This window comes from Streptomyces sp. NPDC005263 (genome assembly GCF_042872365.1).
Classification (GTDB): domain Bacteria; phylum Actinomycetota; class Actinomycetes; order Streptomycetales; family Streptomycetaceae; genus Streptomyces.
Genome location: NZ_JBIAKJ010000003.1, coordinates 601,502 through 626,006, shown reverse-complemented (window position 1 = coordinate 626,006; position 24,505 = coordinate 601,502). Strand labels below are relative to the sequence as shown.

The window sequence follows — 24,505 nt, the reverse complement described above, 5'->3', positions numbered from 1 at the left end:
GTAGAGTCATCCGCATGTCCATCGGTCACACTCTCCTGGGACTCCTGGAGTCCGGCCCGCGCCACGGTTACGACCTGAAGCGGACCTTCGACGAGAAGTTCGGTCACGACCGGCCCCTGCACTACGGCCAGGTCTACTCGACGATGTCCCGCCTGCTCAAGAACGGTCTCGTCGAGGTCGAAGGCATCGAACCCGGCGACGGGCCGGAGCGGAAGCGGTACGCGATCACCGAGGCCGGGATCACCGACGTGCGGCAGTGGCTCGCGACGCCGGAGAAGCCCGAGCCGTATCTTCAGTCGACGCTGTACACCAAGGTCGTCCTCGCGCTGCTGACGCGGCGCGACGCGGCCGACATCCTCGACACGCAGCGTGCCGAGCATCTGCGCATGATGCGGATCCTCACCGACCGCAAGCGCAAGGGCGATCTGGCCGACCAGCTCATCTGCGACCACGCCCTGTTCCATCTGGAAGCCGACCTGCGCTGGCTCGAACTGACGGCGGCACGGCTCGACAAACTCGCCGAGGTGGTGGCCAAGTGACTCATCCCGCCGGTTCCCTGCTCACGGCCGACGGGCTGCGCAAGGCCTACGGTCCGACCCTCGCGCTGGACGGCGCCGAGTTCTCCATCCACCCCGGTGAGGTCGTCGCCGTGATGGGCCCTTCCGGGTCCGGGAAGTCGACGCTGCTGCACTGTCTCGCCGGGATCGTCACACCCGACTCGGGGTCGATCACGTACAACGGGCACGAGATGGCCACCATGAACGACGCCCAGCGCAGTGCGCTCAGGCGCAGCGAGTTCGGGTTCGTGTTCCAGTTCGGGCAGCTCGTCCCCGAGTTGACCTGCGTGGAGAACGTCGCCCTGCCGCTGCGGCTGAACGGGACCTCCCGCAAGGAGGCCGAGCGGGCCGCGCTGTCCTGGATGGAGCGGCTGGAGGTCGACGACCTGCGCAAGAAGCGGCCCGGCGAGGTGTCAGGCGGGCAGGGGCAGCGGGTCGCCGTGGCCCGGTCGCTGGTCACCGGTCCGCGGGTGCTGTTCGCCGACGAACCGACCGGCGCGCTCGACTCGTTCAACGGCGAGCGTGTGATGGAGCTGCTCACCGAGGCGGCCCGGTCCACCAACGCCGCCGTCGTGCTGGTCACGCACGAGGCCCGGGTGGCCGCCTACTCCGACCGCGAGATCGTCGTACGGGACGGGAAGTCGCGGGACATGGAGCGGGCCGTATGAACGTGCGGCAGTGGTGGCGGGACCTCGCCATGGGGGTCAGGTTCGCCTTCGCCGGCGGGCGCGAGGGATGGGTCCGGGCGCTGCTGACGGCCGTCGGGGTCGGGCTCGGGGTGGCGTTGCTGCTGCTGACGACCGCGATCCCGAACGCGCTGGCGGTACGGCACGAACGGGAGGGCGCCCGCAGCGACTACACCAACAGCTCGGGGGTCATGCCGAAGGCGAACGACACCCTGCTGGTCGCCGACACGGGCACGACCTTCCGTGACAAGGACATCCGGGGCCGGGAGCTGGAGCCCGAGGGGCCGCGGGCGCCGCTGCCACCCGGATTGGCGAAGTTCCCCGGAGTGGGCGAACTGGTCGTCTCGCCGGCGCTGAAGGAGCTGCTGGAGTCGGACAGCGGAAAGCTGCTCCGGGAGCGGCTGTCGGGCCCGATCGTCGCCACCATCGGCGAGAGCGGGCTGATCGGCTCCGCCGACCTCGCCTACTACCGGGGCGCCCAGGGTCTCGCGGCCAACGGCATCCACGGCGTCCGGGTCGCCCGGATCGACCGCTTCGGAGAGGTGAACCTGTCCCCCGAGCAGACGGACCCGGTCCTGATCCTGCTGATCCTTGTCGTGTTCGTGGTGCTGCTGATGCCGGTCGCCGTGTTCATCGCCGCGGCCGTACGCTTCGGCGGCGAGCGGCGCGACCGGCGGCTCGCGGCGCTCAGGCTGGTCGGCTCCGACAGCCGCTCGACCCGGCGGATCGCCGCCGGTGAGGCCCTCGCGGGCGCGGTGCTCGGGCTGGTGCTCGGCGCGGGCTTCTTCATGATGGGCCGTCAGGTGGCGGGTTCGGTCGAGGTGTTCGACCTCAGCGTGTTCCCGAGCTACCTCAACCCCTCCCCCGCCCTCGCCCTGCTGGTCGGCCTCGCCGTGCCGGCGGCGGCCGTCCTGGTGACCCTGTTCGCGCTGCGCAGCGTCGTCATCGAGCCGCTCGGCGTGGTGCGCGCGGCCAAGCCGTCCCGGCGTCGGCTGTGGTGGCGGCTGCTGCTGCCGCTGGGCGGGCTCGCGTTGCTCTATCCGATGGTCGGGCAGGGCCGGGGCGACGGCGACTTCAACCAGTACCTGGTGGTCGGGGGTGTCATGCTCCTGCTCATCGGGGTGACCGCGCTGCTGCCGTGGATCGTCGAGGTCGTCGTCGGACGGCTCGGTGGCGGCGGCGTGGCCTGGCAACTGGCCGTACGCAGGCTCCAGTTGAGCAGCGGTACGGCCGCCCGCATGGTCAACGGCATCGCGGTGGCGGTGGCCGGGGCGATCGCGCTCCAGATGCTGTTCGCCGGCGTGGAGAACGACTACACGAAGGACACCGGGCACGACGTCTCACGCGCCCAGATGCAGGTGCCGATCCCGAAGGAGGTTCCGCTCGGGCAGGCCACCGAGAAGTTCCGCCGGACCGAGGGTGTGCGCCACGTCTACGCGTACGCCGAGGGGGAGGTCGGCGAGCGGCGCGCGGATCCGGAGCTCAGTACCCAGGTGACCGTCGGCGACTGTGCGGCGCTCCGGGAGGTCGCGGTCCTGCCCTCGTGCCGGGACGGCGACGTGTTCGTCGCCCGCGACGCCGAGTACGACACCAGCACCCCGAAGCTGGCGAAGGCGGGCCGGACGCTGTACTTCGACCCGTCCTACAAGGGCGTCGAGAAGGGCACGGAGAGCCCCTGGGTGGTGCCCTCGGGATTGAAGGAGGCGCGGAGCCGCAACGACGACCCGACCTGGTCGGCACGCGGCGGTTTCCTGTTCACCCCGAAGGCGCTGCCGGCCGCGAACGCCTCGGGCCTGGGCGGCCAGCTGTACCTGAAGCTCGACGAGTCCGTGCCGGACGTGTACGACCTGGTGCGCAACACCACGGCGGTCGTCGCCCCCCTGACCGACCCCCTGGTCTGGCAGTCGGTCGAACGGTCCGACAAGTACACGGCCATCCGCACCGGCCTGTTCGCCGGCGCCGCCTGTGTGCTGGCGCTGATCGGAGCGAGCCTGCTGGTGTCGCAGCTGGAGCAACTGCGGGAGCGCAAGAAGCTGTTGTCGGCGCTGGTCGCCTTCGGCACCCGGCGGCGCACGCTGAGCCTGTCGGTGCTGTGGCAGACGGCGATCCCGATCGCGCTCGGTCTGCTGCTGGCGTCGACGGTGGGGGTGACGCTGGGCGCGGTGCTGCTGCGGATGACAAACACCACCGTGCGGGTGGACTGGCCGAGCGTGCTGTCCATGACCGGGGTGGGCGCGGCGGTCGTCCTGGTGGTGACCCTGTTCAGCCTGCCGCCGCTGCTGAGGCTGATGCGGCCGGACGGGCTGCGCACCGAGTAGGACACCGACGCGCCGTGGGCCCCTCCGATCGCCTGTCCGGAGGGGCCCGCGTCGTTCTCAGAGGCTGTACTCCTTGATCACCCGCCGGACCTGGGCGAACAGCATGCCCACGTTGACGGACTTGCGGCAGACCACCACCGCGACGACGTCCTGCTGCTCGTTCATCCGCACGAACAGGTGCGTGAGGTTCTCGCTGTTGACCAGGATCTCCTGGAAGAAGTGCTGGTCACTGGTGATCCCCCGGCGCTCCTTGAAGACGTCCTCGATCATCACGACGGTGCGGCCCTGGAACAGGTCGAGGGTCGCGCCCGCCAAAAGGTCCAGGACCTCGGGCGGATGGGTCTCGACCGTCTCGTACGACAGCAGCATGCCGGTCGACATGTCGACCAGGCCCGCGGCGACGCAGTCGGGGGCGTCCGCACGGAGGGACTTGACCAGGCCCATCACCTGGTCGGAGAAACCGGAGGCCATACGCTTCGTCGCCATCCCTTCAGACTCCTTCGGCTGCTTTCTCGGTGAGGATCGAGTCGATCCGGCGCAGGGTGGGCTGAGTCACCCGGTGCAGGTCGTCGACGTCCAGGCCCTCGTCTCCCAGGACGACCATCAGCGCGGTGTCGCCGACGGCGTAGAAGGCGGCGCAGCCGTGGCTGCCGTAGGTGACCGTGCGGCGCAGGGTGCCGCGGGCGGTCGCCTGCGCGGTACGGCGGGCGAGGCCGAGGCCGGCCGCGGCGAGGGCGGCGAGGCCCTCCGGGTCGATGGAGTCGGCGGTGTCGGCGGCGATCAGCAGTCCGTCCGCGGCGGCCACGGCGGTGTCGGTGATTCCGGTGACCTGTTCGCGCAGACCGCGCATTTCCAGTGCGAGAGCTTTGTGATCCATGGGCTCAACTCCCCTGTTTCTGTTCGCATCTGATCGGACTGTTTGTCATTTCGGTATTCCGTTCCGTAGGCGGAAGAATCCGCCCGGTTTACGGCGGGGCAGAGCGCCGGGCACCGGAGGTGGCGGGGACGGGAGGGTTTCGGCGGGCCGCTCCGGCGTGCGGGGGCGCACGCCCCGCCCGTCGGGCGGGGTGCGCAGCACCGGGATCGAAGGAGGTTCCGCGGGGCACTCCAGGACTCCCTCGGCGAGCATCCGGGCGACCTCGACGGTGGCGGTGTAGACGCCGCGACCGGTGCGGAAGGCCAGGTCCCGACTCGTCCGCCGGCCGTCGGCATGAGCGAGCAGTTCGCCGCGCAGGGCGCCGTGCGGGCCCGCCGCACCGCCGTTCGCCGGCCGTGGGCGTTCGCGGTCGGGGTGCACGGGGCGGGGCAGCGCCGCGAGCGCGGCCAGTCGGCGCGTCGCCTCCCGCAGCAGCCGGGAGGGCGGCTCCCCCACCGCGACCTGGGCGAACGGCTCAACGGCCGGGGCGCGTTCGCAGTCGTCCACCCGGCCCGCGGCGATAGCGAACACCGCGTCGTGCAGCGCCATCACACAGACGACCTTGAGCTGGGCGGCGCCCGCGTACCCGTGGGCGACCAGAGCGGCGGCCGGCCAGCGGGAGCCGCCGGACTCCCGCACCAGCTCCGCCCACTGCTCGCCGCTGACCCGGCCGGAGCGCAGCAGCAGAGCCTCGGGACCGGGTGCGCCGGGGGACTCCGCGGCGACCACGAGCCCGTCCCGGAAGTGGACGGTGCCGCCGGGGGATCCGCTGATCCGCAACTCCCCCGTGAAGCGCTCACGCCCGCACCCGGCCAGGGCCGGCGCGAGCAGTCCGTAGCCCGACATCACTCTCCCCGGCATGTCGCACATACGCCTGACGCGTAGCACTGAGGGAGGAATGTGTATCAGGCCGGGGACATATTCCGACGGGAGTATTCCGAGCTGTCGTCAGCTGACGGAATGTGAAGTCGCACGCCCTTCAACTGACGTTGTCCAGCCCGGATTCTGACGTCACTCGGCGCTCATTTGAACGATTTCCGATCGGCCGTCTCTGCCGGGTCCCCCGGCTCTCCCGCGCCCTCCGAGCCCCACACCCGTACCGGCAGCGGCCGCAGCGCCTCGCGCAGGGCGACCGCCAGTTCCTCGTACTCCGCGCCGCGGGCCGCGCCGACGCGCATGGCGAGGGCGATACGGCGGGTGGGGGCGGGTTCGGCGAAGCGGCCGGTGCGGAGCTGGTCGCTGCGGGTGGTCTCGACCTTGAGGGCGGTACGCGGCAGCAGCGTGACCCCGAGACCTCCGGCCACCAGCTGCACCAGGGTGGACAGTCCCGCCGCCGTGGTCGTGACAGGAGCGTCCTCGCGACCGGCCTCCCGGCAGATGTCCAGGGCCTGGTCGCGCAGACAGTGCCCCTCGTCCAGGAGGAGCAGGTTGAGCTCCTTGAGGGCGTCGCGCGGTATGCCACGGCGTCCGCCGAGCCGGTGGTCGAGGGGGGTGACGAGCACGAAGTCCTCGTCGAACAGGGGGAGTTCGACGACACCGGGGACGCCGAGGGGCACCGCGAGCAGCAGCAGGTCGAGGCGTCCGCCGGCGAGCCCCTCGATGAGGTTGGCCGTCTGCTCCTCGTGCACCTGGAGGTCGAGGTCGGGATAGCGGTCGTGGACGAGCCGCAGGACCGTGGGCAGCAGATAGGGGGCGACGGTGGGGATGACGCCGAGGCGCAACGCACCGGTGAAGGGCGCCCGTACCGCTTCCGCCTCCTCCAGCAGCGCCCCGACTTCCGCCAGCACCGCCTTCGCGCGTACGGCGAGACGCTCACCGGCCGGTGAGAGCAGCACCTTGCGCGTGGTGCGCTCCAGCAGCGTGACTCCGAGTGTCTCCTCCAGCGCGGAGACGGCGCCCGAGAGCGCGGGCTGACTCATGCCGATCGCGGCGGCCGCGTCCCGGAAGTGGAGATGGTCGGCGACAGCGGCGAAGGCCCGCAACTGGGCGAGACTCGGCTGCCTCTTCTTACTCACGGTCACTGATAGCCCCCTCCGATCAGATCGACCGAGTATAGCTATTTCCATAATCAATGCACCCTGTGCCACGATCGAAAACGACCAACCCAAGGAAGCGCCCACGCAATTCGGGTGTTTCCGCGCTGCAAGGAGAGCATGTGCTCACTGTCGGTGACAAGTTCCCCGAGTTCGATCTGACCGCCTGTGTCTCGCTGGAGAAGGGCAAGGAGTTCCAGCAGATCAACCACAAGACCTACGAGGGTCAGTGGAAGGTCATCTTCGCCTGGCCCAAGGACTTCACCTTCGTGTGCCCCACCGAGATCGCCGCCTTCGGCAAGCTGAACGACGAGTTCGCCGATCGTGACGCCCAGGTCCTCGGTTTCTCCGGCGACTCCGAGTTCGTCCACCACGCCTGGCGCAAGGACCACGACGACCTGCGCGACCTGCCCTTCCCGATGATGGCCGACTCCCGGCACGAGCTGATGCGGGACCTCGGTATCGAGGGCGAGGACGGCTTCGCCAAGCGCGCTGTCTTCATCGTGGACCAGAACAACGAGATCCAGTTCTCCATGGTGACCGCCGGCTCCGTCGGCCGTAACCCCAAGGAGGTCCTGCGGGTCCTGGACGCGCTCCAGACGGACGAGCTCTGCCCCTGCAACTGGAGCCAGGGCGACGAGACGCTGGACCCGGTCAAGCTGCTGGCCGGGGAGTGATCCGGGATGTCCCTCAGTGATCTGAAGTCCGCGCTGCCGGACTACGCCAAGGACCTGAAGCTCAACCTGGGCTCGGTCATCGGCAACTCCGACCTGCCCGCGCAGCAGCTGTGGGGCACGGTGCTGGCGACGGCCATCGCCTCGCGCTCGCCGATCGTGCTGCGCGAGCTGGAGCCGGTGGCGCGGGAGAACCTGTCGCCGGAGGCGTACACGGCGGCCAAGGCAGCCGCGGCGGTCATGGCGATGAACAACGTCTTCTACCGCACCCGCCACCTGCTGTCCGACCACGAGTACGGCAACCTGCGCGCCGGTCTGCGGATGAACGTCATCGGCAACCCCGGCGTCGACAAGGTCGACTTCGAGCTGTGGTCGTTCGCGGTGTCCGCGATCAACGGCTGCGGGATGTGCCTCGACTCGCACGAGCAGGTGCTCCGCAAGGCCGGTCTCGACCGTGAGGTCATCCAGGAGGCGTTCAAGATCGCGTCCGTGATCCAGGCGACCGGCGTGACGCTGGACGCGGAAGCGGTCCTCGCCGAGTAACCCCCGGCCGCGTCAACGGGCCCCGTCCATTTGCCTGGTGGGCGGGGCCCGACGCGTGAGCTGCCGGACACTTGCCCAGTGCACCACCCTTCAGGGTGGAGGTGTAGGGCATCCTCGCCTGGCGGCCCGTAGGGGCGCAGCTCAACTGCTAAGGTCGCTTTGTCCGACAACGTAGTTGTCAGACCTACCGCCGGACGGGCGGGAAGTCAGGCCTGTGGAGGCCTTGTAAGACCACCCTCAAGTGGCAGGGGCCCGTGAAGCAGGAACCCGAGGGAGCACCGCGTAGCGATGCTGACCGGAATCACCTGCGTTTACGCAGGTGAGGGCGTCAATGCTTCGGGGGTGTGTCCACCGGAGACTGCCGCGGGGGGGTGTCCACCGGAGCCGCCCCCAGCGCGGTGGCGCCCCTCGGCCGCGGCGACTGCTTCAGCGCGGTCTCGTGGGAGTACGACCGCAGATACCCGACCACCGTGTTGGTCACCGCCACCAACGGCACCGCCACCACCGCGCCGCCGATCCCCGCGACCATCCCGCCGGCCGCGACCGACAGCACAACGGCCAGCGGGTGCACCCGGACGGCCCGGCCCAGGATGAACGGCTGCAGGATGTGGCCCTCGATCTGCTGCACCGCCAGCACCACCGCCAGCACCAGGACCGCCGTGAAGACGCCCTGGGTCACCAGCGCGACCACGACCGCCAGCGCGCCGGAGACCACCGCGCCGACCAGCGGGATGAAGGCGAACAGGAAGATGAACACGGCGAGCGGGACCGCCATCGGGACGTCCAGGAAGAAGATGCCCAGGCCGATGAAGATGGCGTCGATGAGGGCCACGATGACCGTGCCGCGGACGTAGGCGGTCAGGGTCCGCCAGGCCCGCGGGCCCGCGCCCGCCATGGCCGGCCGGGCGGCCGCCGGGACCAGCTTCAGCGTCCACTCCCAGATGCGCCGGCCGTCGTAGAGGAGGAACAGGGTCGAGAAGGCCGCCAGCAGGATGCCGGTGAGCGCCTCGACGACGACCGTGACGCCCTCCAGGCCTGCCGACGTGATCTGGTCGGTGTTGGCGCCGACCGCCGTCCGCAGGTTCTCCGCGATGTCGTTGATCTGCTTGTCCGTGACGTGGAAGGGGCTGTTCAACAGCCACTTGCGCAACTCGTCGATGCCGTCCTGGACTTGGTCGGAGAGGTTGTCGATGTTCTCCATGACCTGCCAGGTCACGAACCAGCCGATCAGACCCATGACGACGAACCCGAGGACCGCGGTCAGCGCGGTGGCCAGACCCCGCGGAAAGCCGAGCCGCCTGAGCCGTGCCACCGTCGGCTGCAGGATCGCCGTGATGAGCAGCGCCGCCACGAACGCCAGCACCACCAGTTGCACGGCGCTGATGACCTTCATGAGGACCCAGACGGTGCCGGCCAGCACCAGCAGTCGCCAGCCGGCCTCGGCCGCGACCCGCATCCCCCACGGCACGGCGTGTGCGGGGTCCGGGCGGGTGACGACGGCCACCGGCAGGTGGTCCTCGGACGGTGGGGCGTGGTCGGTCTGCGGAATGCCGTCGGTCGCGAACGGAACCGCTTCGGGCTCCGCGTCCTCCCGCTCCGCCCGTTCGCGGCGCTCGTTCAACCGGTCACCCATGTCGGTGAGTCCGGCGCCGATCCGGCCGAGCCACCCTGGCACTCTCGACATGATGCGCTCTCTTCCCCCGTCTCTCCCCACCACTCCCCCGGAGTCGTCCGGTCCGACCGTACATGGCAACAGCCCCTCCCCCTAGGACGGGGAGGGGCTGCGCGAGGTTGAGTGCGTGGCCGGGGCCACGGAGGCCTCAGTACCAGTTGTTGGCCTGCCAGAACGACCAGGCCTCACAGGGGCTGCCGTAGCGGCTGTCCATGTAGTTGAGGCCCCACTTGATCTGGGTGGCCGGGTTGGTCTGCCAGTCGGAACCGACCGACGACATCTTGGAACCCGGCAGTGCCTGGAAGAGACCGTAGGCACCGGAGGAGGCGTTCACGGCCTTGTAGTTCCAGCTGGACTCGTGGTCCACGATGTTGCTGAAGCACTGGAACTGGTCGCTTCCCACCACCGAACGCGCCATGGCCTGGATCTGCGCGATGCTGTAGGAGCTCTGCACCGAGAAGGTGGTGGGAGCCGACGCCTTGGCCGCCTTGATCTTGGCCTGGGCCGCCTCACGCTCCTTGGCCGCCTGCTCCGCCTTCTCGGCGGCGTCCTTCTTCTCCTGCGCGGTCTTGGCGGCTTCCTTGCGAGCCGACTCCTCCGCGATCTTCTTGGCGCTCACGTCCGCGGCGATGGCCTGGGTGTCGGCCTGCTGCGTGAGGGACGCGGTCTGCACCTGAGCAAGCTGACCCGCGGGGATGTCAGCGAGGAGCGTCGAGTCGGCTGCCGTCGCCTCCGCGTCGATCGGCTGCGCGGTGCTGCCCGAGGCAACTCCGACGACGCTTCCGACAGCGGTGACCGCGGTGGCCGAGGCCACTGCGAATCCCCTGACCGAAATCGGGCTCACACGGTTTCCTTCCAGCATCGCCCGCTTCGGTGACCCTGGCGGACGCAATCGTGCCCCTGGCACTGGCCTCCCAACTGCGGGGTCACGGGAGGCGCGGGCCCGATGGACAACTCCCCTGCGGGAGTGCCGCGTGAAACTCGGGCGGCATACGACGACTGTATGGAGTTGGGTGTGGTTCCTGTGGTGCCGTACCGCTGGGGGCACAGATGTGTCGTATGCGGGGCCTGACAGGAGTGAGACTCTGCCGTAACCCGACACCGCAAGGCAATTCTGTGTGCCGTGTGAAAGCTCACATGTCGTTTGACCCCGGTGATTCTGAGAAAGCTCCACGCGCGAAGGCGCCGCCCGGCTAGGCTCACTGCCTTTTACCGGACGGCGCCATCGAACAAGTGACTACCGCAAGGTGAGCACTTGGGTCAGATGTGCCCCTCCTCCAGCATTTCGGTCACAAGCGCCGCGATCTGCGACCTCTCGGACCGCGTCAGCGTGACGTGCGCGAAGAGCGGATGACCCTTCAGTTTCTCGACCACGGCGACCACACCGTCATACCGGCCGACTCTCAGGTTGTCCCGCTGTGCCACGTCATGGGTGAGAACCACCCGCGAATTCGCGCCGATCCGGGACAGAACGGTCAGCAGGACGTTCCGTTCCAGTGACTGCGCCTCGTCCACGATCACGAACGCGTCGTGGAGGGAGCGGCCCCGGATGTGGGTGAGCGGGAGGACTTCCAGCATCCCGCGCGCGGTGACCTCCTCGATGACCTCGCGGCTGGTGACCGCGGACAGCGTGTCGAAGACCGCCTGCGCCCAGGGGCTCATCTTCTCGGCCTCGGAGCCGGGCAGATAACCCAGCTCCTGGCCGCCCACCGCGTACAGCGGACGGAAGACCATCACCTTCTGGTGCTGGCGGCGCTCCAGGACCGCCTCCAGGCCCGCGCACAGCGCGAGCGCCGACTTGCCGGTGCCGGCCCGGCCACCCATGGACACGATCCCGACGTCCGGGTCGAGGAGCAGGTCCAGCGCGATGCGCTGCTCCGCGCTCCGGCCCTTGATGCCGAACGCCTCGCGTTCCCCGCGCACCAGCCGGATGCCGCCCTCCGGCGAGATCCGGCCGAGTGCCTTGCCGCGCTCCGACTGGATGGTCAGGCCGGTGTGCACGGGCAGGTCGGCGGCCTCGGGGACGTGGACGTGCCCCTCCTCGAAGAGGATGTCCACCTGTTCACCCGGCAGGGTCAGTTCGGACATCCCGGTCCAGCCGGAGGCGTCCGTGATGGCGAGCTCGGCGCGGTACTCCTCGGCGAGGAGACCGACCGAGGACGCCTTGATCCTGAGCGGGAGGTCCTTCGACACGACTGTGACGTCGAACCCCTCGGCCTGCAGGTTGCGGGCGACCGCGAGGATGCGGGAGTCGTTGTCCCCCAGGCGGTAGCCGCTGGGCAGCACGCTGGGGTCCGAGTGGTTGAGCTCGACACGGACGGTCCCGCCGAGATCCCCGATCGGGAGGGGGGCGTCGAGGCGGCCGAACCTGACCCGGAACTCGTCCAGCAGACGCAGGGCCTGTCGGGCGAAGTAGCCGAGTTCGGGATGGTGCCGCTTGGCCTCCAATTCCGTCACCACGACGATGGGAAGCACTACCTCGTGCTCGTCGAAGCGGCTCAGGGCGTTCGGGTCGGCCAGCAGGACGCTGGTGTCGAGAACATAGGTGCGCCGGTCTGGCATACGGCGCTTTGTGCTGGTCACCACGGAAGGACGTACCCCCTCGGATGAGGTCGGGGAGCGACGGAGTGGAGCTGGACCGGTCGTCGGCCGCGATGCACGGGCCGGTGACCGGCCCTCCACTGCTTCGTCCGCGCTGAGACCGCACGGTCGGGCTGGTGCAAAGGGCCTCCCGGGCGGACGGCCCCGTGCCGCCCGCTGAGATCCGACACCCGGGGATCGGGCGTCGACCTGCTTGCCTTATGCCCTCGAACCTGCCGCGCCATGCCAGCACATATGACGGCGTGCCGGTGAACTCCGCGTTACTTCCACCCCAAAGGGGGTAGCCGCTACTCCTTCCGGGTGACGACCGTCAGCCGCCGTAACGGCGGTGGCGCGCCGCGTAGTCACGCAGGGCGCGCAGGAAGTCGACCTTGCGGAAGGCCGGCCAGAAGACCTCACAGAAGTAGTACTCCGAATGGGCCGTCTGCCACAGCATGAATCCGGACAGGCGCTGCTCACCACTGGTACGGATCACCAGGTCCGGGTCGGGCTGGTCGCCGGTGTAGAGGTGGCGGCCGATCGTCTCGACGTCGACGGACTCGGCGAGTTCCTCCATCGAGGTGTTCTTGTCGGCGGCGTCGAGGATCATCGAGCGGACCGCGTCGGCGATCTCCTGGCGGCCGCCGTAGCCGATGGCGACGTTGACCAGTATCCCGTCTCTGGACGCCGTGGTCTCCTCGGCCTCCTTGATGGTGTCCCGCATCCCCTGCGGCAGCAGGTCGAGCGCCCCGACGTGGTGCACCCGCCAGCGGCCGTCGGCGGCGAGGGAGCGGACCACGTCCTCGATGATCCCGAAGAGCGGGACCAGCTCTTCCTGCGGCCGGTCGAAGTTGTCCGTGGAGAACAGCCAGAGGGTGACGACCTCGACGTCCGTCTCGGTGCACCAGCCGAGGAACTCCTCGATCTTGTCGGCACCGGCCCGGTGACCCTGTGCGGTGGTGGAGCCCGCGGCCTTCGCCCAGCGCCGGTTGCCGTCCATGACGACGCCGATGTGCTTGGGTACCTGGGCGTGGTCCAGGTGGCCTTCCACCCGGCGTGCGTACAGCCTGACCAGCAGGCCGCGCAGTGTGTCGCGCAGGTTCACGTGATTGTCAGCCCCTCCGTGCGGATGCGGTCCCCGCGAGCCGAAGGGTACCGGTGCGTGCAGTGGGCGTGCCGTGTGGGGTCCGCGCCCGTGAGCGAGTCGGGTGCGGTCCCTCCTGAACGGGTGCCCGTTCAGGGCAGAAAAAACGGGCCGGTCCGTGGGGGGGAAACGGACCGGCCCGAGGGGGGGTTTCCACCATAACCCTTCGTAAGTGATGCTGCGCGCATCGGCATGCCACAACTACTCTCCGCAGTCGCGCGGCGACGCGGCGGTGGTGGCTCGCGGGCCGTGTCGTGGCTGGTGCACGGCTGGACAGTTGCGGTTTTCCCGGGAGGAACCGGCTGCTTCTCGGGGCGGGAGCCAGCGGGAAGGGTTCCCCCGGGTGGGTGACGCCGGTGTGCGCGTCTCTTTGACGCCGACACCGCCGACACCGCCGGGACCACCGGCACCGCCGACACGCGTGGCCTTCGCCGTGGGATTCACCTGGGAGCAGGAGCAGGAGCAGGCAGCCTCACTCGCCTGGTCTGCGGGCCTCGAAGAGGTGGCGGGTGCTGTGGGCGACGAAGGGACCCTCGGACTCGATCTGCTCGTGCAACGAGCGAAGTCGGGGCTCGTACGCCTCGACGGTGAAGCCGGGCACCATCCAGACCACCTTCCGCAGGAAGTGGACGACGGCCGCGATGTCGTAGAACTCCACGCGGAGCCGTTCGGCGCGCAGGTCGACGATCTCCAGCCCGGCCGCCTCCGCCTCGGCGCGCTCCCGGTCGGGGTGACGGTCGCTCAGGGACGCGTCCGGCTGCGGGCCGAGGAAGTACTCGACGAGTTCGAAGACGCTGGCGGGTCCGACGTGCTGGGCGAAGTACGTGCCCCCGGGGCGCAGGACGCGCAGGATCTCCGGCCAGTCGGCGCGGAGCGGATGACGGCTGACGACGAGGTCGAAGGTCGCGTCCGCGAAGGGCAACGGCGCGCCGTCCGAGGTCGCGACGACGGCTACGCCGCGCGGCCGGAGCAGCGCGGTGGCCTTGGCCACGTTCGGCGGCCAGACCTCCGTGGCGGCGGTCAGCACGGGCGCCTTCGGGGCGGCTGCCAGGGCGAAGTCGAGGACCTCACCTCCGCCGGTGTGGATGTCGAGCGCGGCGGACGCGCCGGCCAGCCGCCCCGCCATCGACCGCGCGTATCCCCACGAGGGCCGTGCCTCGGTGGCCCGCCCCTCGAACCAGGAGAAGTCCCACCCGTCGGTGGGCACGGCGGCACCTTCGGCGACGAGGTCTTCGAAGGTGCGGGGCTCCGGGCGTGTGGGTGCCTGATCCATGGGCTGATCCATGGAGTGATCGTCGCAGTGCCTTGTCAGGGACACTACCGATTTTCCGGGGGGCTCAGGAGCCTCGGGGGGGGGGAGCCTCGGGATCGCTGAGCGCGGCAGAGCCGACCGTCAAAGGCCGGCCGGCTCGACTCCTCCGGGACTCACGGCACCAGGGGCCGGACCTCCTCCGCGGTGAACCGTACGAAGCCCGCCGGGTCCGGCTCGTCGCCCGTCGGCTGGAGCACCACCGTGTCGGCGCCCGCCTCGACGAGTCGCTGGACGGCCTTGGCGACGGCGCCGGCGTCCCCGGCGACTCCCAGGTCCGGGACCGAGGCCAGCCCCTCGTCGGTCAGCTCGGCACGCAGCCGGGCGGCGGCGTCCGGTCCGGTGGCGGCGAGGAGGTAGACGACGAGCTTGTGCGGGTCACTCCCTCCGGCCGCGGCCCGCCCCTCGTCGATGAGCGCGCGTGCCCGTCGTACCCCGTCGGGCGGGGTGGACGCGGTGAGGAGGGTGCCGTCCGCGACCTCGCCCGCCAGGCGCAGCGTGCGCGGGCCGGTGGCGCCGGCGAGCACCTGGATGGCGCCGTCACGGGCCGGCGGCCAGTCGAGGGCGACGTCGTCCAGCATGACGTACCGCCCGTCGGTGGTGACCCGCTCTCCGTGCAACAGGGCGCGCAGCGCGACGAGATGTTCCCGCAGCAAGGTCAGGGGGGACTCGGCCCGCGCCCCGACCTGCCCCATCCAGTCCTGCACCCCATGCCCCACGGTGAGGATGGCGCGGTCGGGGAACATCCGATGCAGGGTGGCCGCCTCCATCGCGGTGACGGCGACGTTGCGCAACGGCACCGGCAGCAGCCCGACCCCGATCCGTACCCGCTCGGTCCAGGCGAGCGCGGCGGCGGCCGTGGAGATCCCGCCCTCGCGGAAGCAGTCCTCCCACAGCCACAGCTCCTCCAGTCCGACGTCGTCCGCGAGCCGGGCGACGGATCGCAGATCCTCGGGCGGCAACTGAGGGCGGAACACTGCTCCGAGAGTGGTCATGACGGCTTACCTACCCGCTCCGGACGCGCCGGGCACGTCCGCTGACGCTTCGGTCTGCGGCCGCTCGTGGCGCAGCAGTACGACACCGTTGCCGAAGGTGCGGGACTCGGTGAACCGGAGGGATGTCGTGCGGGGGGCGGTCGGGTGGAAGAGGGGTTTGCCGTCGCCGAGGAGGACGGGGTGGACGTAGATGTGGAACGCGTCGACGAGGTCGTGGCGCAGGAACGCGGCGGCGATGTCGGCCCCGCCGAGCCCGAGGTCGCCGCCCGGCTGTTCCTTGAGCGCCCGCACCTCCTCCGGTACGACCTCCCGCGCGATCGTGCTGTTCCAGTCGGCGTGCCGCAGCGTCCGTGAGTAGACGACCTTCGGGATGTCCCGCCAGATACCGGCGAACTCGGTCGTGATCGGGGCGGCCTTGGGGTCGGCGTCGGCCGTGGGCCAGTACGCGGCCATGAGCTCGTACATGACCCGGCCGTGCAGCAGCCCGCCCATCCTCGCGACCGTGTCGTTGGCGTGCTGGTGCACTTCCTCGTCGACGCGGTGCCAGGAGATGTCCCGGCCGGGGCCCTCGATATAGCCGTCCAAGGAGATCGACATCATCAAGACGATCTTTCGCACGTCTCGGTCACCTCGTTCGGTCGGGGACGACGAGTCGTCACCACGGTCCCAGACTCGGATACGTTCGGTCGGTATTGGCAAGCGGCACAGGGAGGTGACGTCGCGTGGGGCGCTGGCTCGACGGACGGGGCAGGCTGGTGGTGCACGGCGCGGAGGGGGCGGAACGGGTCAGCGTTCCGCTGGAGATCGCGACCTCCTACCGGGCCCGTACGAAGGGGCTGCTCGGGCGGGACTCCGTCGACGGGGCGATGCTGTTGTCCCCCGCCGGCAGCGTGCACACCTTCCGGATGCGTGTCCCCATCGACGTCGCCTACCTCGATCGCGGCCTCAAGGTCCTCGCGGTGCGCACCATGAAGCCGGGCCGTCTGGGGCTGCCCCGACTGCGGTCCCGGCATGTGCTGGAGGCGGCGGCCGGGGCGATGGCGGGGTGGGGCGTCCGGGCGGGCGCGCGCGTCACGGTGGAGAGGGACACGGTGGGCGGGAAGGGAATCTAGTCGGAGTTCCGCTGTCCGTTCATCCGTCCGTTCATACGTCCGTTCAGTTGTCCGTCCGGGGGAAGGACACCTCGACCCGGCGGTTCTTCTTGCGGCCGGACTCGGTCGCGTTGGAGGAGATCGGGTACTGCTCGCCGTAGCCACGCACCTCGAAGGTGACGTTCGGGTCGTTGAGTTCCTGGTCCAGGACGTCCTGTACGGCGTTGGCGCGGTTCTTGGACAGGACGTCGCCGTGGGCGGCGGTGCCGAGGTCGTCCGTGAAGCCGAACACCCGTACCCGGGTAGCGTTCTGGGTCTTGATCTCCTCCGCGATCGAGGAGATACGGGCCTTCGCCTCCCCGCCCAGCTTCGCGCTGTCCTTACCGAACAGCACCTCGGCCTGAAGCGCGAACTTCACGTCCGCGTTGGTGTCCTCCCGGCGCTCGTCACCGCTCTGGTCCTCGACGACCTGTTTGATGTCCAACACCTTGGGCTCAGCGAGCGTCCCGCCTTCGGGGAGCTTCAGGTCGGGGTCGTTGGCGTCGACGTTGACGGGGGCGGAGGCGGTGGGTTCGGTGCCTGGGGGGACGCTGGGGTGTGTGTCTGCGTAAGCGGTGGGGGCGGTGACGAGGGTGGTGGCGGCCAGGAGGGTGGCAGTGGCCAGGGCGCGGGTCATGATCGGCCTCACCCAGAGATCGTGATGTCGGCAGGAGCGAACATGGGCAGTTGGAAAGACACCTCAGACGTCTCAGCGGGTGGTGCGGGGAACTGCATGAACACCGGGACGGTTTCGCCGGACTTGATCGTCGAGACACCTGTGGTGGTGAGCGGGCGGCCGTCGGTGTCACGCAGCACGTAGTAGCGCTTCTTACCCTTCGAGTCCACCAACGTGGCTCCGCCGAAGGAACGGCCGTTCCGGATGATCTCGGTCTCGCTGCCACTCAATTGGGCTGGGATGGTGAGTGACTTGGCGCTGTCGTTCTTCAGGTTGCCGCTCACCGTGACGAAGCCCCCGGAGTCCCGGTTGGCCGAGGCGATCTGAAGCAGAAGCCCCTCCGGGCCTTTCGACTCCGCCACGGGCGTATCCGACTGGCCTTCTTGCGTACTCGGCTTGGAGCCATCGTCCTTGGAGGACGACGCCGGCGTCTCCGGCTTCTTGTCCTCGCCGCCGCCCCCGCAGCCGGCCACGCTGACGGCCAGTGCGGCCGCAGCGGTCAGGGCGACCATCCCCCCTCGGGCCTTCGCAGTGAACCGAATGCTCATCGTTCTGCTTCCTTCACTCGTCATTCGCTTGTCAGTCGGCCAGATGGACGTCGAAGAGGTCCTCGGGTTCCGGAAGCGTGGTCAGGTCGTCCGGATCCGGATCCCAGGTCTGGTCCCCGCATTTGAGCTGCGGAAGAACGCCGTCCCCCGCGTCCTCCCCAGGAAGCTCGAACTCACAGAGTCGCTTGATCACGGCGGTGGCGGAGGCTGTTGAACGCTTGTCCTCCGTACCGGGAACGATGGAGTCTCCCACGTACTTGTTCGTCCGGAGGGTGACCCCGTAGCTCATGGGCTCCGGCCAATCGCACTGAACGTTGCCAGCGTCGTTCTGCGCGGCCAGCTCCTGCGCGCGCCAACAGGGGTCCATGACTCCCTGCACGTCTCCGTCGAAGATGTCCGGCCACTTAGCGGGGTCGAGAAGATCTTTCACCCACATGCCCGCGAGCTGGTCCCGGATGTCCTGCGCCCCCGCGAGTGCCGCCGCGTCGGCGGCCGTCTGGGCACCGTTCCGATTCGCCGCAGCCTGGCCGACCGCGAGGTACGCGAACGCGAGAAACAGCAGACCCGCCACCACCATGATGTAGATGGGGAAGGCCTGCCCTGTGTCACTGCCCGTCGAGGGCCAGGTCAGGCGCCGACGACCTCGGTGATCTTGTCCGTGATCGCGTTGTAGATCGTCTGCCCGATATCCGTCCCCGTGATAGCCAACACAATCGCCACCACCACCGCGATGATCCCCAGATACTCCACCGCGGTCTGCCCCCGGTCGTCGCGGGCGGCGCGGTTCCGCAGGTACGTGGCGGTGGTGTTGATCCAGTTGCTCATGGTGTTCCCCTCCGATGGCGGCCGATCGGCGAGCGATCGCCCCAACGTACGACGGAACACCCCGTCCTGCCGAGGGCCCCAGGACCCATTTCTGGGCCCAACGCCCCACCCCACCACTCCCCCCTCGTGTCACCGCGGTTCACCCCAGCCCTCGGGGTGAACCCACCGCTGTGCCCAGCCACTTCGCGGCGGCCTCGGAGCGGCTGGTGCTGGTGAGCTTGGCGAAGATGCGGTTGATGTGGTTCTTGACCGTCTTCTCGCTGATGAAGCAAGTGGCGGCGATCTGCTGGTTGTTCATCCCCGACGCGATGAGGTCCATGATCTCCGCCTCCCTCGTACTGAGCTGGAACCGCAACCTCGACGACTGTCCCACATTTGATTGCACTCGTGAAGCAGTTTCCGGAGAATTGGGTGGAGACGGCATCCACGGGAGGGAAGAGTCACGCGACAGGGGCAGCGGAATGCTTTGCTCGCGGGAATAAGTGGAAGGTTGGACTTCGTATGCGTTCGCACCCGACGCACGAAGTCGGCGAAGCATCGCCCCCGCCGCCGTGGGGGTGAAGTGCGGGCGGCCGTCCCTGATGTCCCGTACGGCGGTGACCAGTTGGTCGGCGGTGAACTCGCCGTGGACGAGGTAGCCGTCCGCTCCGCGGCGCAGCGCTTCCTCCACGATCTCCGGTTCCCCGCTGTACGTCAGCATCATCACCGGGGCGATCCCCACCAGGTACGGGAGTGCCGAGATGCCGTCAAGGCCGGGCATGCGGACGTCCAGGAGAACGATGTCGGGACGGTGGCGCCGGGCCGCCTCGCAAGCCTCGTGGCCGTCGGCCGCCTCGGCGACGACCGTGATGTCCGCGCGGCCGGAGAGCAGGGCGGTCAGACCGGCTCGGACCACGGGGTTGTCGTCGGCCACGACGACCCGTAAGTCAGGGGTCGGGGGCGATGGGGTCCTCGAATGCGTCGTCGTCGCACTCATCGATGTCCTCTATATCCTCGTTGTCGCGGTCTCGTTGTCGCGGTCTCGTCGTCCTCGTCGCAGGGCTTCCCGAGCGGTCGGGCTTCCCGAGTCACAGGGTTCCAGTTTCCGGGGGCGGTGTCGCCAAGGGGAGTTCCAGGCGGACCTCCGTGCCCTTGGGGTGCGTGCCCTGGCCGATATGGATGCCGGCGCCCACCGATGCCGCTCGCTCGACCATGCCGACCAGGCCGAAGTGGCCCGAGCGGCGGAGCTCTTCGAGGGTCGTGTCCGCAGGGAGGCCGCGGCCGTCGTCGTACACGCTGATGCTGAGGACGTCACCGTGCACTCCCGCGCTGACGTCGAGCCGGGTCGCGGCGGCGTGGCGGTGGGCGTTCTCCATGGCCTCGGTGGCGATGGTGAGGAGCTGGCGGGCCACGGCGGGCGGCACCGGAGGCGGCTGCTCCGTCCGATCGCCGGTCGGGTGGTAGGTGGTCCGCAGCCCGGTCCGGGCGCCGAAGTCGTGGGTGCGGGCGGCCAGTTCCGCGAGGACGTCGCTGGTGTGGCCGAGGTCCGACTCGCGGCGCAGGTCGGCCAGGAGTTCGCGGGACTCGGCAGCCGCCCGGCGGGCCGAGCGGGCGACGAGTTCGGCCTGCTGCTTGATGAGGGCGGGGTCGATGCGGGTGGCGTCCGCCGAGTTCGCCAGGCCGTCCGCGGCCAGGGCCACGCCGTGCAGGGTCTTGGCCACGGAATCGTGCATCTCCCGGGCGAGGCGGGCCCGTTCGGCGCTCACCGCCTCCGCCGCGGCCAGACGGGCCTGGACGGCGGTCAGGGCCTGGGTGGCGGTGCCGAAGCGGAGCATCAGGTTGCGCAGGGTGGAGCCGACGGCTCCCGTGATGACGCAGAGGCCGGGCAGCAGCAGGGCTTCCGCGAGTTCGGCGCGGGCGTCCTTCAGGGTGGCCTGCACGAGCAGCAGGATCAGTGACTGGAGGGAGGCGAAGACGGCCGCGCCTCGCCAGCCGTAGACGATGCCCGCGAGGAGAGGGGTGCAGACGCTGACGTAGGCGAGGGTGCTGTCCGGGCCCGCCGAGATCAGGAGCAGGGAACCGAAGAGGGTGTCCACGGCCAGGAGGGTGGGGTGGCGCAGGAGCAGCGGGCCGAAGCGTTCCCAGTCCCTGAAGAGGACGTACGAGCCCATGAAGGTGACGACCACGGCGGCGCCGACCAGGCGGACGCCCAGCCCGGGGCTGGCGTTGAGGAGGGCGGCGGGGGCCGCCAGCGCGATCATCGCGAGGCGGAAGCCGAAGACCTGGCGGCACATGGCCTGGAGGGCGTTCACCTGGAGCGGGATGGGCGGCTCGGGTTCGACTGCCGGTGTCCCCTGCGGGGGCTGACCGCTGTCAACCGCCGTAGCGGGGTGGGGCGGTTGTGAACCGTCGGGCGTGGCAGCCCACCGCGAGGGCTGATCGCCGTCGGCGGTCCCGCGGCCGTCCGCTGCTGCCACCGCGAACCCTCCCCGCGCCGTGAGAACCTGATCGAATTCCGGCCCGCGCCCGCGCCCATGCACCTGCCCGAGCCCGCGCCCACGCCTATGCCTATGCCCGTACCCGTACCCGTGCGCCCACCCGACCGTGCGGCCCCTGCGTCCGGCCCCCGTCCTCGCCCGGACCCTCGCGCCCCTCCGCCCGCTCACCCTCACCTCTCGCCCCCTCGCCTCTCGCCCGTCACCTCTCCCCCACCCCTTACTTCCCGGTGATCGACCCGAAGTCCGTCCCGGACCCCAGCAGCAAGCCCGCGCCCAGCAGGATCATCGTGGCCGGGACCATGAACGTCGTGATCATCATGGTGGCCTTGGGGACCGCTCGGGCGGCCTTGCGGCGGGCGTTCTGGGCGTCGGTGCGGCGCATGTCCTTCGCCAGGGAGACGAGCGTGTCGACGATCGGCGCCCCCAGTTCCTCCCCCTGCTGGAGCGCCGTCACGAACATCGCGACCTGCTCGGAGTCGTTCCTGCGGCGCAGCTCCGCGAAGGCCTCGCGGCGGCTCACCCCGAGGTCCATCTGGCGCAGGGTGATGCGCAGTTCGTCCGCCCAGGGGCCCTCGTACTTCGAGGCGACCCGGTCCAGGGCCTGGCGGAAGCCGAGGCCCGCGCTCACCACGACCGCGAGGACGTCAAGGAAGTCCGGCAGGGTCCGCTCGATCACGTCCTTGCGGATCCGGATCGCCGACCAGATGCCGACCTCCGTCCAGAACGCGCCGAACGCCAGCAGCAACAGCGCCACCAGGTACTGCCCGCGGAGCAGGAACACCAGGAAGCCGACGCCGCCGAGGAAGCCGTAGACCGCGCGGCGCGCCGCGTAGCGGTCGATGGTGAGGCCGCCGGGGTTGCCCGCGAGGTCGATCTTGCGGCGGTACTTCGCGACCTGCTTGGGGCCCATCAGCCGGAGCACGGCGGGGGCGTAGCGCATGCCGAGGCGGTCGATCAGCGAGTCGACCGCGCCGGTGCGGGTGGCGCCGACCTCCAGGGCCAGCACCAGATCGCTGGGGAGTTTCACCTCCGCCCGGTACATGCGGATGCCGGTGAAGACGCCCCAGACGGCGAGGCCCATCAGCAGGGCCAGCAGGAGTGCCATCGATCCAGTCCCTTCCAGCCGTTCAGACGTCGATCCGCGACAGGCGGCGGATGAGGACGAAGCCGACGGTGTACAGGCCGAACGCGACGATCACCGCCGCCTGGCCGAGCGGTGAGCCGGTCATCCGGTCCAGGGCGCCGTCCTTCACCCCGTTCATCAGGAACAGCGAGCCGATGCCGAGCACCGGCACCGCGTACGACGTCATGTTCACCTGGGACAGCTGGGTGCGGACCTCGCGCCGGGTCTCCTTGCGTTCCTCCAGCGTCTCCGTCAGGTTCCGCAGCGCGCTCACCACCTGGCCGCCCGCCCGGTTGGACAGGACCAACGTCGTGACCAGGACGACCAGTTCACGGGACGGGAGACGTTCGGCCATCTCGCCGAGCGCGTCGTCCATGGTGGCGCCCATCGCCAACTGGTTGTCGACCTTGGCGAGTTCCTCGCCGGCCGGTGCCTCCAGTTCCTCGGCGGCCATGCCGATCGCGGTGCGCAGGGCGAGGCCCGCCTGGGTGGCGTTGGCCAGGATGCGGGCCATCTCCGGGAGTTGGTTGATGAACTTCTCGATGCGTTTCTGCCGTTGCCAGGCGAGGAACTGCATGGCCGCCCAGATGCCCAGCAGTCCGGCGATCGGCCCGAAGAAGGGGGCCAGGGCCGCCTGCCCGACCAGCCACAGGCCGGCCACCGCGGCCAGCATCGCGGCGAAGAACTCGCCGGGCGTGATGTCCATGCCGGTCGCCGCCAGCCGCAGTTCCAGCTTCCGGCCCGTCCGGGTCCGCCGCAGCCGGCGGTCCAGGTTGGGGAAGCGGCGCCGCCTGCCGGTGGCGGATATCTGCCCGGCGGACGTCAGCCGCTCCACCAGCGCGGCCCGCTGTGCCTTGCCCTTGGCGTAGGTGTGCACACCGATGACGGTGAGTACGCAGGTCAGCAGGGTGACGCCGAGGGTGAGCGGGACGAGGGTCTCAAGATCCATGGGGGCGGTCCTACCTGGCTTCTCGGATGGCTAGCTGATCTGCGGACTGGGCCACGCCGAAGGCCTGCGGCGTGGGCTGGCTCGCCATGTAGAGGCGGTCGGCGGTACGGCGCGGGAGCGGGAAGTGCTGGTAGGCCCCGTATATCCGGCCGTCGGCGGCCATCGGCCGGGCGTCGAAGCGGGCGACGCTGGCCAGCCGGTACGGTTCGCTGCCGTGGCTGTCGAGCACCGCGATCTCGGTGATCCGGCGGACACCGTCGGCGAACCGGGTGAGCTGGATGATGACGTCGACGGCGCTGTTGATCTGGTCGTGCAGCGCCTCGAAGGGGATCTCCACCTCGGACATGGACGCCAGGGTCTTCAGCCGCATCAGCGCGTCCTCCGCGTTGTTGGCGTGCACGGTCGCCAGTGAGCCGTCGTGGCCCGTCGACATCGCCTGGAGCATGTCGAGCGACTCGCCGCCGCGGACCTCACCGACCACGATCCGGTCGGGGCGCATACGCAGCGAGTTGCGGACCAGGTCGCGGATGGTGATACGGCCCTTGCCCTCGACGTTCGCGGGGCGGGACTCCAGCCGGACCACGTGCCGTTGCTGGAGCTGGAGTTCGGCGGAGTCCTCGATGGTGATGATGCGGTCGCCGTCGGGGATGAGACCCGACAGGGCGTTCAGCAGCGTGGTCTTCCCGGTGCCCGTCGCACCCGACACGATGATGTTGAACCGTGCCTGCACCAGGCCGGCCAGCAGATACAGCATGTGCTCGTCGAGCGAGCCGAAGCCGACCAGTTCGCTGAGCGTGAAGGAGCGCGGGAAGCGGCGGATGGTGAGGATGGCGCCGGTCAGCGACAGCGGCGGGATGATGACGTTGACGCGCTCGCCGGACGGGAGCCGGGCGTCGACCATCGGGTTCGACTCGTCCACCCGCCGGTTGACCGTGGACACGATCCGCTCGATGGTCTGCATCAGCTGGTCGTGTGAGGGGAAGCGGAGCGGCAGTTGTTCCACCCTGCCGCCGCGCTCCACGAAGATCGCGTCCGGGCCGTTCACCATGATCTCGGTGATCGACGCGTCCTCCAGCAGCGGTTCGAGGATGCCGAGCCCGAGTGCCTCGTCGACCACCCTGCGGATCAGCTGCGAGCGCTCCACCGTCGACAGGACGGGGCCCTCCCGGCTGATGATGTGCCCGAGCACCCGCTCGAGGCGGGCCCTGCGCTCGGCCGCCGCCAGCGTGCTCATCTCCGCGAGGTCGATCTCCTCCAGCAGCTTGGACCGGTAGGAGGCGACCAGGTGGCCGTCCTCGCCCCGGCTGCCGTTGTCTTCGGGGGAGTTGATGCGTGACCGCAGGCTCATGG

At 69.8% G+C, this 24,505-nt stretch carries 26 protein-coding genes; 6 read left to right on the top strand and 20 right to left on the bottom strand.

Features of this window, described 5'->3' with window-relative positions; translation table 11 throughout:
- Positions 1–14: 14 nt before the first annotated feature.
- From ACFYRY_RS16505 to ACFYRY_RS16495, 3 genes are read left to right on the top strand one after another with little or no spacing between them, the layout of a single operon-like run.
- Positions 15–539 carry a PadR family transcriptional regulator gene (locus ACFYRY_RS16505; RefSeq protein WP_389145176.1) on the top strand — a complete coding sequence of 175 codons (525 nt, stop codon included), beginning with the start codon at positions 15–17 and terminating at the stop codon, positions 537–539.
- A complete protein-coding gene (locus ACFYRY_RS16500; protein WP_389145173.1) occupies positions 536–1,225 on the top strand; it encodes an ABC transporter ATP-binding protein in 690 nt (229 codons plus the stop codon). Before ACFYRY_RS16505 ends, ACFYRY_RS16500 begins: the two co-directional genes overlap by 4 nt.
- Positions 1,222–3,561 (top strand): ABC transporter permease, encoded by a 2,340-nt coding sequence (locus ACFYRY_RS16495; RefSeq protein WP_389145170.1) that lies wholly within the window; start codon positions 1,222–1,224, stop codon positions 3,559–3,561. The genes ACFYRY_RS16500 and ACFYRY_RS16495 overlap by 4 nt, the downstream gene beginning before the upstream one ends.
- Positions 3,562–3,618: 57 nt before the next feature.
- On the opposite strand, the gene ACFYRY_RS16490 is transcribed toward ACFYRY_RS16495, so the two are convergent.
- The 4 genes from ACFYRY_RS16490 to ACFYRY_RS16475 form a co-directional block, all read right to left on the bottom strand.
- Complete coding sequence (locus ACFYRY_RS16490; protein WP_389145167.1) at positions 3,619–4,047, bottom strand: hypothetical protein; 429 nt, start codon at positions 4,045–4,047, stop codon at positions 3,619–3,621.
- A 4-nt stretch (positions 4,048–4,051) separates the two neighbouring features.
- Positions 4,052–4,438 (bottom strand): roadblock/LC7 domain-containing protein, encoded by a 387-nt coding sequence (locus tag ACFYRY_RS16485; protein ID WP_389145164.1) that lies wholly within the window; start codon positions 4,436–4,438, stop codon positions 4,052–4,054.
- Between the two features lie 45 nt (positions 4,439–4,483).
- Positions 4,484–5,323 carry a MarR family transcriptional regulator gene (locus ACFYRY_RS16480; RefSeq protein WP_389145162.1) on the bottom strand — a complete coding sequence of 280 codons (840 nt, stop codon included), beginning with the start codon at positions 5,321–5,323 and terminating at the stop codon, positions 4,484–4,486.
- Positions 5,324–5,499: 176 nt separating this feature from the next.
- A complete protein-coding gene (locus ACFYRY_RS16475) occupies positions 5,500–6,543 on the bottom strand; it encodes a LysR substrate-binding domain-containing protein (RefSeq protein ID WP_389145159.1) in 1,044 nt (347 codons plus the stop codon).
- Between the two features lie 89 nt (positions 6,544–6,632).
- On the opposite strand from ACFYRY_RS16475, the gene ACFYRY_RS16470 reads away from it, so the two are divergent.
- Positions 6,633–7,187, top strand: a complete 555-nt coding sequence (locus ACFYRY_RS16470) for a peroxiredoxin (protein WP_389145156.1) — start codon at positions 6,633–6,635, stop codon at positions 7,185–7,187.
- 6 nt (positions 7,188–7,193) lie between these two features.
- Positions 7,194–7,727, top strand: coding sequence for an alkyl hydroperoxide reductase (locus tag ACFYRY_RS16465; protein WP_389145154.1), 534 nt, complete (start codon positions 7,194–7,196; stop codon positions 7,725–7,727).
- Positions 7,728–8,055: 328 nt separating this feature from the next.
- Here the strand turns inward: ACFYRY_RS16465 and ACFYRY_RS16460 are convergent, their stop codons facing one another.
- The 7 genes from ACFYRY_RS16460 to ACFYRY_RS16430 all read right to left on the bottom strand — a co-directional run bounded on the left by ACFYRY_RS16460 (position 8,056) and on the right by ACFYRY_RS16430 (position 16,045).
- Positions 8,056–9,411 (bottom strand): AI-2E family transporter, encoded by a 1,356-nt coding sequence (locus ACFYRY_RS16460; protein WP_389145151.1) that lies wholly within the window; start codon positions 9,409–9,411, stop codon positions 8,056–8,058.
- Positions 9,412–9,547: 136 nt separating this feature from the next.
- Positions 9,548–10,261 (bottom strand): transglycosylase SLT domain-containing protein, encoded by a 714-nt coding sequence (locus ACFYRY_RS16455; RefSeq protein ID WP_389145148.1) that lies wholly within the window; start codon positions 10,259–10,261, stop codon positions 9,548–9,550.
- 398 nt (positions 10,262–10,659) lie between these two features.
- Positions 10,660–11,985, bottom strand: a complete 1,326-nt coding sequence (locus ACFYRY_RS16450; protein ID WP_389145145.1) for a PhoH family protein — start codon at positions 11,983–11,985, stop codon at positions 10,660–10,662.
- 325 nt (positions 11,986–12,310) lie between these two features.
- Entirely contained in the window at positions 12,311–13,084 is a 774-nt protein-coding gene (locus ACFYRY_RS16445; RefSeq protein WP_356770797.1) for an isoprenyl transferase, read from the bottom strand.
- A 511-nt stretch (positions 13,085–13,595) separates the two neighbouring features.
- Positions 13,596–14,396 (bottom strand): class I SAM-dependent methyltransferase, encoded by an 801-nt coding sequence (locus tag ACFYRY_RS16440; protein WP_389145142.1) that lies wholly within the window; start codon positions 14,394–14,396, stop codon positions 13,596–13,598.
- Between the two features lie 152 nt (positions 14,397–14,548).
- A complete protein-coding gene (locus ACFYRY_RS16435; RefSeq protein ID WP_389145140.1) occupies positions 14,549–15,427 on the bottom strand; it encodes an LLM class flavin-dependent oxidoreductase in 879 nt (292 codons plus the stop codon).
- A 6-nt stretch (positions 15,428–15,433) separates the two neighbouring features.
- Positions 15,434–16,045, bottom strand: coding sequence for a dihydrofolate reductase family protein (locus tag ACFYRY_RS16430; RefSeq protein ID WP_389145137.1), 612 nt, complete (start codon positions 16,043–16,045; stop codon positions 15,434–15,436).
- 104 nt (positions 16,046–16,149) lie between these two features.
- Here ACFYRY_RS16430 and ACFYRY_RS16425 point away from each other — a divergent pair, with 104 nt between their 5' ends.
- Positions 16,150–16,539, top strand: coding sequence for a DUF192 domain-containing protein (locus ACFYRY_RS16425; protein WP_389145134.1), 390 nt, complete (start codon positions 16,150–16,152; stop codon positions 16,537–16,539).
- Between the two features lie 43 nt (positions 16,540–16,582).
- Here the strand turns inward: ACFYRY_RS16425 and ACFYRY_RS16420 are convergent, their stop codons facing one another.
- The 9 genes from ACFYRY_RS16420 to ACFYRY_RS16380 all read right to left on the bottom strand — a co-directional run bounded on the left by ACFYRY_RS16420 (position 16,583) and on the right by ACFYRY_RS16380 (position 24,503).
- Positions 16,583–17,194, bottom strand: coding sequence for an OmpA family protein (locus ACFYRY_RS16420; protein ID WP_389146276.1), 612 nt, complete (start codon positions 17,192–17,194; stop codon positions 16,583–16,585).
- 8 nt (positions 17,195–17,202) lie between these two features.
- On the bottom strand, positions 17,203–17,781 hold the full coding sequence (locus tag ACFYRY_RS16415) for a hypothetical protein (RefSeq protein ID WP_389145131.1): 579 nt from the start codon (positions 17,779–17,781) through the stop codon (positions 17,203–17,205).
- A 31-nt stretch (positions 17,782–17,812) separates the two neighbouring features.
- Positions 17,813–18,412 (bottom strand): pilus assembly protein TadG-related protein, encoded by a 600-nt coding sequence (locus tag ACFYRY_RS16410; protein WP_389146274.1) that lies wholly within the window; start codon positions 18,410–18,412, stop codon positions 17,813–17,815.
- The gene (locus ACFYRY_RS16405) at positions 18,409–18,606 is read right to left on the bottom strand and encodes a Flp family type IVb pilin (protein WP_389145128.1); all 198 of its coding nucleotides are present in this window, start codon (positions 18,604–18,606) and stop codon (positions 18,409–18,411) included. Before ACFYRY_RS16405 ends, ACFYRY_RS16410 begins: the two co-directional genes overlap by 4 nt.
- A gap of 139 nt (positions 18,607–18,745) precedes the next feature.
- A complete protein-coding gene (locus tag ACFYRY_RS16400) occupies positions 18,746–19,582 on the bottom strand; it encodes a response regulator (protein ID WP_389145125.1) in 837 nt (278 codons plus the stop codon).
- A gap of 91 nt (positions 19,583–19,673) precedes the next feature.
- Complete coding sequence (locus ACFYRY_RS16395) at positions 19,674–20,879, bottom strand: sensor histidine kinase (RefSeq protein WP_389146272.1); 1,206 nt, start codon at positions 20,877–20,879, stop codon at positions 19,674–19,676.
- A gap of 421 nt (positions 20,880–21,300) precedes the next feature.
- Positions 21,301–22,188 carry a DUF5936 domain-containing protein gene (locus tag ACFYRY_RS16390; protein ID WP_389145122.1) on the bottom strand — a complete coding sequence of 296 codons (888 nt, stop codon included), beginning with the start codon at positions 22,186–22,188 and terminating at the stop codon, positions 21,301–21,303.
- A 22-nt stretch (positions 22,189–22,210) separates the two neighbouring features.
- A complete protein-coding gene (locus ACFYRY_RS16385; RefSeq protein WP_389145119.1) occupies positions 22,211–23,155 on the bottom strand; it encodes a type II secretion system F family protein in 945 nt (314 codons plus the stop codon).
- Between the two features lie 10 nt (positions 23,156–23,165).
- Positions 23,166–24,503 (bottom strand): CpaF family protein, encoded by a 1,338-nt coding sequence (locus tag ACFYRY_RS16380; RefSeq protein ID WP_389145116.1) that lies wholly within the window; start codon positions 24,501–24,503, stop codon positions 23,166–23,168.
- Positions 24,504–24,505: the final 2 nt, after the last annotated feature.

Bases quoted from the DNA above. Each gene is read 5' to 3' on its own strand.
- ACFYRY_RS16505 (WP_389145176.1), top strand. From the start codon at position 15: ATGTCCATCGGTCACACTCTCCTGGGACTCCTGGAGTCCGGCCCGCGC.
- ACFYRY_RS16495 (WP_389145170.1), top strand. From the start codon at position 1,222: ATGAACGTGCGGCAGTGGTGGCGGGACCTCGCCATGGGGGTCAGGTTC.
- ACFYRY_RS16490 (WP_389145167.1), bottom strand. From the start codon at position 4,047: ATGGCGACGAAGCGTATGGCCTCCGGTTTCTCCGACCAGGTGATGGGC.
- ACFYRY_RS16485 (WP_389145164.1), bottom strand. From the start codon at position 4,438: ATGGATCACAAAGCTCTCGCACTGGAAATGCGCGGTCTGCGCGAACAG.
- ACFYRY_RS16480 (WP_389145162.1), bottom strand. From the start codon at position 5,323: ATGTCGGGCTACGGACTGCTCGCGCCGGCCCTGGCCGGGTGCGGGCGT.
- ACFYRY_RS16475 (WP_389145159.1), bottom strand. From the start codon at position 6,543: ATGGAAATAGCTATACTCGGTCGATCTGATCGGAGGGGGCTATCAGTG.
- ACFYRY_RS16465 (WP_389145154.1), top strand. From the start codon at position 7,194: ATGTCCCTCAGTGATCTGAAGTCCGCGCTGCCGGACTACGCCAAGGAC.
- ACFYRY_RS16460 (WP_389145151.1), bottom strand. From the start codon at position 9,411: ATGTCGAGAGTGCCAGGGTGGCTCGGCCGGATCGGCGCCGGACTCACC.
- ACFYRY_RS16455 (WP_389145148.1), bottom strand. From the start codon at position 10,261: ATGCTGGAAGGAAACCGTGTGAGCCCGATTTCGGTCAGGGGATTCGCA.
- ACFYRY_RS16440 (WP_389145142.1), bottom strand. From the start codon at position 14,396: ATGGATCAGGCACCCACACGCCCGGAGCCCCGCACCTTCGAAGACCTC.
- ACFYRY_RS16435 (WP_389145140.1), bottom strand. From the start codon at position 15,427: ATGACCACTCTCGGAGCAGTGTTCCGCCCTCAGTTGCCGCCCGAGGAT.
- ACFYRY_RS16420 (WP_389146276.1), bottom strand. From the start codon at position 17,194: ATGACCCGCGCCCTGGCCACTGCCACCCTCCTGGCCGCCACCACCCTC.
- ACFYRY_RS16415 (WP_389145131.1), bottom strand. From the start codon at position 17,781: ATGAGCATTCGGTTCACTGCGAAGGCCCGAGGGGGGATGGTCGCCCTG.
- ACFYRY_RS16405 (WP_389145128.1), bottom strand. From the start codon at position 18,606: ATGAGCAACTGGATCAACACCACCGCCACGTACCTGCGGAACCGCGCC.
- ACFYRY_RS16400 (WP_389145125.1), bottom strand. From the start codon at position 19,582: ATGAGTGCGACGACGACGCATTCGAGGACCCCATCGCCCCCGACCCCT.
- ACFYRY_RS16395 (WP_389146272.1), bottom strand. From the start codon at position 20,879: ATGTGCCGCCAGGTCTTCGGCTTCCGCCTCGCGATGATCGCGCTGGCG.
- ACFYRY_RS16390 (WP_389145122.1), bottom strand. From the start codon at position 22,188: ATGGCACTCCTGCTGGCCCTGCTGATGGGCCTCGCCGTCTGGGGCGTC.
- ACFYRY_RS16385 (WP_389145119.1), bottom strand. From the start codon at position 23,155: ATGGATCTTGAGACCCTCGTCCCGCTCACCCTCGGCGTCACCCTGCTG.
- ACFYRY_RS16380 (WP_389145116.1), bottom strand. From the start codon at position 24,503: ATGAGCCTGCGGTCACGCATCAACTCCCCCGAAGACAACGGCAGCCGG.